At 66.1% G+C, this 6,852-nt stretch carries 5 protein-coding genes; 1 reads left to right on the top strand and 4 read right to left on the bottom strand.

The annotated features are described in order from the left end of the window. From VGH54_RS18700 to VGH54_RS18690, 3 genes are all read right to left on the bottom strand, one after another. Nucleotides 1-789 (bottom strand): acyl-CoA dehydrogenase family protein (locus VGH54_RS18700; RefSeq protein ID WP_331513569.1); only part of this gene is annotated, 789 nt, incomplete at its 3' end. After that, entirely contained in the window at nt 786-1,547 is a 762-nt protein-coding gene (locus VGH54_RS18695; RefSeq protein ID WP_331513568.1) for an SDR family oxidoreductase, read from the bottom strand. The genes VGH54_RS18700 and VGH54_RS18695, both read right to left, overlap by 4 nt. Next, nucleotides 1,544-2,362, bottom strand: coding sequence for an SDR family oxidoreductase (locus VGH54_RS18690; RefSeq protein WP_331513567.1), 819 nt, complete (start codon nt 2,360-2,362; stop codon nt 1,544-1,546). The genes VGH54_RS18695 and VGH54_RS18690 overlap by 4 nt, the downstream gene beginning before the upstream one ends. Nucleotides 2,363-2,615: 253 nt before the next feature. On the opposite strand from VGH54_RS18690, the gene VGH54_RS18685 reads away from it, so the two are divergent. After that, nucleotides 2,616-3,974: an FAD-binding oxidoreductase gene (locus VGH54_RS18685; protein ID WP_331513566.1), complete on the top strand. Its 1,359-nt coding sequence runs from the start codon at nt 2,616-2,618 to the stop codon at nt 3,972-3,974. A gap of 61 nt (nt 3,975-4,035) precedes the next feature. Here VGH54_RS18685 and VGH54_RS18680 read toward each other — a convergent pair. Beyond that, nucleotides 4,036-6,852: acetyl-CoA carboxylase family protein (locus VGH54_RS18680; protein WP_331513565.1), on the bottom strand; the 2,817-nt coding region annotated here is incomplete at its 5' end.

Below are 6,852 nucleotides of genomic sequence, written 5' to 3'. Positions count from 1 at the left end.
CCGCCAGGCGTCGGTGACCTTGCCGATGATCCCGCTTTCACGTGTGCCGCCTGCCATTGAGCCGATGGCAACGCGTTCGTTGTTCAGCGTGGTGGTCGCGACCTTCCAGCCGCCGCCCTCCGAGCCGAGGCGGTTGGCGTCCGGCACCCGGACATCGGTGAGAAAGACCTCGTTGAACTCGGCTTCGCCGGTGATCTGCCGTAGCGGCCGGACGTCGACCCCGGGATCGGTCATGTCGCAAACGAAGTAGGTCAGGCCTTGATGCTTGGGAACCGTAGGATCGGTCCGTGCGACCAGGATCGCCCGCTGGGCCTTCTGCGCGCTCGACGTCCACACCTTCTGCCCGTTGACGATCCAGTGGGGGCCTTCTGAATCAACACCGCGCACTGCGCGGGTGGAGACCCCGGCCAGGTCAGATCCAGCACCCGGCTCGCTGAATAACTGACAGTAGAAGTGTTCTCCGGTGAACAACGGCCGCAGGAACTTTCGCCGCTGCTCCGCGGTGCCGAAGGCGGCAATAGTCGGCGCCGCCATGCCCATCCCGATGCCGTTGTGTGGTCCGCCTCCCACCGGCGCGCCCGCCGCGGCCAGCTCGTCTTCGACCAACGACTGAAAGCCACGTGGCAGATCGAGCCCACCTGAACCGCTTGGGAAGTGCACCCACGCCAATCCCGCATCGAAACGGGCTCCAAGGAATTCTGTTGCATCACCCGCCGGATCGTGCTCCTCCAGTAGCGTCCGCACCCGCGCGTGCAGATCCTGCGCCACCGCCTGCTCGTCGACGCTCATCGGAATTCCGCCGCGTTGCCGAGCACCTGACCGCCGTCGATCACCAAGGTGTCGCCGGTGATCCAGCTCGCGTCGTCTGACACCAGGAAGGCGACCGCAGCTGCCACGTCGGGGGTCTCACCGATGCGTCCCAACGCCGTCCGCTGCGCGACTAACTGTTCGTTGTCCTTCCACAGCGCCTCGGCAAGCTTGGTCCGAACCACACCCGGACAGATGGCATTCACCCGCACTCGCGGTGAAAGTTCCACTGCCAGTTGCTTGGTGACATGGATCAGCGCTGCCTTCGTGGCGTTGTACATGCCCATGTTGGGCGACTGGTGCATGCCGCCGATCGATGCGGTGTGAACGATCGCGCCACCGTGCTCGACCATCCACGCCTTGGCCGCCAGTGAGGTCCACAGCAGAGGCGCCCAGAGATTGACGTCAAAAGTCTTCGCGAAGCGGGCGTGATCCTGGTCGATCAGCGGACCGTACGCCGGATTGGTGCCCGCATTGTTGACCAGAATGTCGATGCTGCCGAACCGGTCGAGTGTCAGATCGACGCACTGCCGTGCGGCCTCCTCGTCCACCGCGTGGGCGGCCACTCCGATGGCGTTGCCGCCGACCTGCTCGGCCGCCTCGTCCGCGCTCTCCTGCTTGCGGGAGGTGAGCACGATGTTCGCCCCGTCGAGCGCCAGCCGTTGTGCGATGGCCAACCCGATGCCCCGGGAACCTCCGGTGATGATCGCGGTGCGTCCGTTCAGGTTTCGAGTGGTCACAGTGCCTCCATCAGGCTGTGCTGGTAGCGGCGCATGCCCCGCAGCCAACGTTCGTAGTCGGTGCCTTTGTGCCGATACATCTCGAGAACCGCCGGATGCGGGAGGATCAGGAAGCGCTCCTCCTCGATGGCCGCCAGCACCACGTCTGCCACGTCAGCCGGCTCGATCACGTCGCCCGCGCTGGTGACCGCACGGGTCGCCAGGCGGGCCAAGGGATCCTCGGACTCCCCCGGCGAATACAACAGGTTGGTGTTGACTCCCATCGGGCACAGACAGCTGACCCGCACGCCCTGGTCGCCGAAGGTGATGTTCAGCCATTCCGCGAATCCGACTGCGGCGTGCTTGGTCACCGAGTAGGTCGCCGACCCGAGTTGAGTGAGCAGCCCGGCCGCCGACGCGGTGCTGACGAAGTAGCCTTCGCCCCGTTCAACCCATCCGGGCACCAGCAGTTGCGCCGCCCGGATGTGAGCCCGCAGGTTGATGTCGATGGATTGATCCCATTCATCCTCGGTCACGTCCAAGCCGGCCACGCCGGTGATGCCCGCATTCGCGAAATACAGGTCGACGGGCCCGAACTCGTTTTCTGCCAACGCGATCAGCTGCTTGATGTGCTCGGTGTCGGAGACATCGCCGGCGGAAGCGACGGCCGCGCCGGGCCGGTCGGCGTTGATTCCGCTTGCCACGGCTTCGGCAGCCTGCGAATTGATATCGGCGACAACGACTCTGGCATCCTGCTGCGCCAGCTTGGCGGCCAGCGCCGCGCCGATACCGTTACCGCCGCCGGTGACGATGGCGACTTTGTCGGCAACTTTCATAGGCACATCCTCTTTGTGGCGGTCGAGATCACGGATTGGCGATCCGCAGCCGGATTGGGCTCCACTTACCGTAGTTGAATCCTCAGATTCAACTCGAGGGATCACAAATCAGTGTCAACACGTCCGAACCGGTTTCGAGCTCTGGCGCTGACCGCGCGCGACGGTGTCGATCGCTAAACGAGCGGTACCTGAACCCGACGTCAGCTGCCAAGATCGGCCAGTTAGCAGCCGACCGGGTGTAACGTCCGCCGATATGACGACGTCCGACTCCGTCGCATCTCTAGCCGAGGGGTTTTCCGGCCAGATCTTGACCCCAGCGGACCGGGGCTACGACGCCGCGCGCAAGATCCACAACGGCCTGATCGACAAGCGGCCCGCACTGATCGCGCGGTGCTTGAACACCGCCGACGTAATTGACGCCGTCACTACGGCCAGGGACATCGGGCTCGAGGTATCGGTCCGCGGCGGCGGTCACAATGTCGCCGGCAAGGCGGTCACCGAGGGCGGGCTGATGATTGACCTTTCGCTGATGAAGGCGATCCATGTCGATTCGGCCCGACGCACCGTCCGCGCCCAGGGCGGCGTCACGATCCGGGAGCTGGACCGCACGACCGGTGTGTTCGGCCTCGCGACCGCGAGTGGTGTGGTGTCGAGCACCGGAATCGCCGGGCTCATACTCGGAGGCGGCCTGGGCTGGCTGATGGGACGCTACGGCATGGCGATCGACAACCTCCTTGCTACGGAGGTTGTGCTCGCGTCCGGGGAGGTCGTGACGGCCAGCGACCACGACAACCCAGATCTGTTCTGGGCGATCCGTGGAGGCGGCGGCAACTTCGGCGTGGTCACCTCGTTCGAGCTGCAGGCGCACCCGGTAGAGAGCGTTCTCAGCGGGCCAGTGTTGTATGTCCTCGACGCGGCGCCCTCGCTGCTTTCGTTTTATCGCGACTTCTGCGCCGACTTGCCTGACGAGCTCGGGACCCAGGCCGCTTTCCTGCACGCGCCCGACGGCTCTGGCACGAAGCTCTGCGGGGTCGCGATCTGCCACTGCGGAACGGACCCCGATCAGGCTGATGCCGACGTCGGCGCGCTTCGCGGGTTTGGATCCCCCGCCGCAGACATGATTCAGCGGGTGCCTTACCCGGTCGCGAACACCCGCGTTGACTGGCTATTCAACCCAGGAACGCTCAACTACTGGAAGTCGGCGTTCTTGACCGAGCTCACAGACGCGGCTATTACAGCTCTCGTCCAGGCGTTCGAACGGGCGCCGACTGAGTTGTGCGCCTTGATCATCGAGAATTTCCACGGCGCAGCGACCAGGATCGATCCGAGCAGCACCGCCTACCCGCACCGCGAGCCTGGGCACAACCTGCTGCTCATCTCCCAATGGAGCGACCCAGCGGACACTGACGCGGGCATCGCGTGGGCACGGGCAACCTTCGAGGCGCTCGCGCCGCACATGGCGGACCGCTCTTACAGCAACTACCTGTCCGCCGACGACCACGGCTGTGTCCGGCAAGCGTACGGCGTCAACTATGAGCGGCTCGTCGAACTCAAGCGACGCTACGACCCGGGCAATTTTTTTCGCCTCAACCAGAACATCGACCCCTCCTAAGCCCGGGAGACAGCCACATCCGTCGCGCGTCGCGCGATCACCGTGCGTAAGGTGCGCGCGACTACCGGGACAGCCGGGTGATCCAGGCCCGGGACTCGGCCGGGTCGATCACGTCGTCGAGTTCGAAGGTGGTGGCCGAGGTGAGTGCCTTGCCGTGCTGATAAGCGGCCTCGACCAGTTTGTCGAACAGATTCTGCCGCTCGACCGGGTCGGCGACGGCGGCCAGTTCCTTGCTGAACCCCAGCCGAACGGCGCCCTCGAGACCCATCCCGCCGATCTCCCCGGTCGGCCAGGCAACAGTGAACTCCGGGGCGTGAAAAGAGCCCCCGGCCATCGCCATCGCGCCCAACCCGTAGCCCTTGCGCAGAATGACCATCCCGAACGGCACCGTCAGCCGTGCCCCGACGATGAACAGCCGACTGAACCGCCGGACGGCGGCGTCGACTTCGGCATCCGGGCCGACCATGAAACCCGGCGTATCGCACAGCGAAATAATCGGCAGCCCAGCCGATTCGCAGAGCGTCAAAAAGTCGGCCATCTTGTCCGCGGCCTCGGCGTCGATGGCCCCGCCGAGATGATGACTGCTGTTGGCGACCAACCCGAACGCCACACCTTCGACTCGGACCAGCGCGGTGACCACGCCGACTCCGTAGTCGGCCCGCAGCTCCAAAACGGATCCGACGTCGGCGACCGAGTCGATCGCGTGGCGCACGTCGTAGGCCCGTAACCGGTTCTCCGGCACGACATGTCGTGTCCGTCTCGGATCGGGGGCCTCCCAGTCGGCCAGCCTGCCGGTGAAATAGGACAGGTACTGCTTGGCCAGCGACACCGCATGCGCCTCGTCGCGGGCGGCCAATCCGACGACTCCGTTGCGCCGCTGCACGTCGATGGGCCCGATATCCTCCGGCCGGTATTGGCCGAGGCCGCCGCCTTCGATCATCGCCGGACCACCCATGCCGATGTTGGCGTCGGGAGTCGCGATGATGACGTCACAGGTGCCGGCCAACGCCGCGTTGCCGGCAAAGCAACGCCCGGACACGATCGACACCAGCGGCACCTGCCCGCGCAGCGCCCCCAGCGTGCGGAAGGTTGGCACGTCAAGGCCGGCCACGCTGGCGACATCGGTGTCGCCCGGCCGGCCACCGCCGCCTTCGGCGAACAACACCACCGGCAGCTTTCTGCGGGCGGCCAGCTCGAAGACCCGATCGGTTTTGGCGTGGTTGCGCATGCCCTGCGTGCCCGCGAGCACGGTGTAGTCATAAGAAAGCACAACGGTCTCGACGCCACCGATTTTCGCCACTCCCGCGACCAACCCATCGGCCGGCGTGTTGGCGATCAGATCGTCCTCCGAGCGCCGGCTGCGCTGCGCGGCCACCGCCAGCGCGCCGTACTCCACGAGGCTCCCCGCATCAACGAGGTCGGCGATATTCTCGCGAGCGGTGCGACGATTCTGGTTGTGCCGCTTCGTGATCGCCGTAGGACGGCCCTCGTCGAGGGTAAGCAGATGGCGGCGACGGACTTCCTCGAGGTCGGCACGTCGCCGCTCCAGGTCGAGTGCGGCGACGTCTTCGGCACCGGCGCTGTCGCCCGTGCGGGTGAACACCACCACGGGGTCTCCGGTTCCGATCACCTGCCCGGCCGTCACCAAAGCCCGGACCGTGCGCACCGCGTCCGGCGCGGTCAGCACATGTTGCATTTTCATGGCTTCGAGCACCGCCAGTGGGGCGCCAGCCGGGCACTCGGTTCCTTCGGCCGCAACCTCGATCACGGTGCCGGCCAGCTGCGCACGCAGCACTTCCTCGCCCGGGTACAGTTCCAGCGGCGCGAGTCGGGGCTCATGACGGCGAGACTGCGCGGCGACCACGAAGGCGGAAAGGTTGTCGTCGATGAAATCGGTAGTGACCAGGCCGGTGTGAACGTCGCTGTGCGACAGCACTTCCCGCAGGAATCCGGCATTGGTGCGGATTCCTTCGATACCGAATTCGTCCAATGCCGTATGCGCCTTGCGCACCGCGGCGGAAAACGACGATCCGCGTACCCGGGTGATCACTTTGGCCAGCAACGAGTCATAGCGTGGGCTCGGTGTCAGTCCCGGACGCCCGAAGGTGTCGACCCGCACGCCGGGTCCGCTCGGCGGCGAAAACACCGTGAGGGTGCCTGTGCTGGGTAGGACTGACCCGTCGGCCCCCATGGTCTCCATGTTGACCCGCGTCTGGATCGCGATCCCGCGAACCGCTGCGAGCGCACCGACGACTTCGTCGCCGTCGGCGACGATCCCGGCCGGCAACCTCAGCTGGTGAAACGATCCGCCCTGGGCGATTCTCAACTGGACGGCCACCAGGTCGACGCCGGTGACTTCCTCGGTTACCGTGTGCTCCACCTGGATCCGCGGGTTGACCTCGAGGAAGACGAACTGCTCACCGGCCACCAGGAACTCGACCGTAGCGATGCCACGGTAGTCCGCCTGCGCACACAGCCGAGCCGCTGCCCGGTGCAGCTCACGACGCAGTGCTGGCGAAATACCTTGTGCTGGTGCGATTTCGACCAACTTCTGGTGGCGGCGCTGAATGCTGCAGTCCCGGTCGCCCAGCGCGAGCGCGCGCGACGGCGTTGCGACGATCTGCACCTCGATATGCCGTGCATTGGCCAGCCGCGCTTCGGCAAAGAGCGCCGGATCGCCGAAGCCGAGTTGCGCCTCCGCGGCGCACTGCCGGTAGGCGTCGTCAATCTGATCGGCGCTGTGGACTATTCGCATGCCGCGACCGCCGCCGCCGGCAAGCGCTTTGATCACGATCGCGCCATCGTGGGCGGCGGCGAAGGCGCGGATGTCGTCGACGCTGCTGGGTCCGTCGGTGGCCGGCAGCACCGGCACGCCGGC

This window comes from Mycobacterium sp. (assembly GCF_036488105.1).
Taxonomy (GTDB): Bacteria; Actinomycetota; Actinomycetes; order Mycobacteriales; family Mycobacteriaceae; genus Mycobacterium.
Note: the sequence above shows the minus strand (reverse complement) of the source record. Positions and strands in the feature narration are given on the sequence as shown.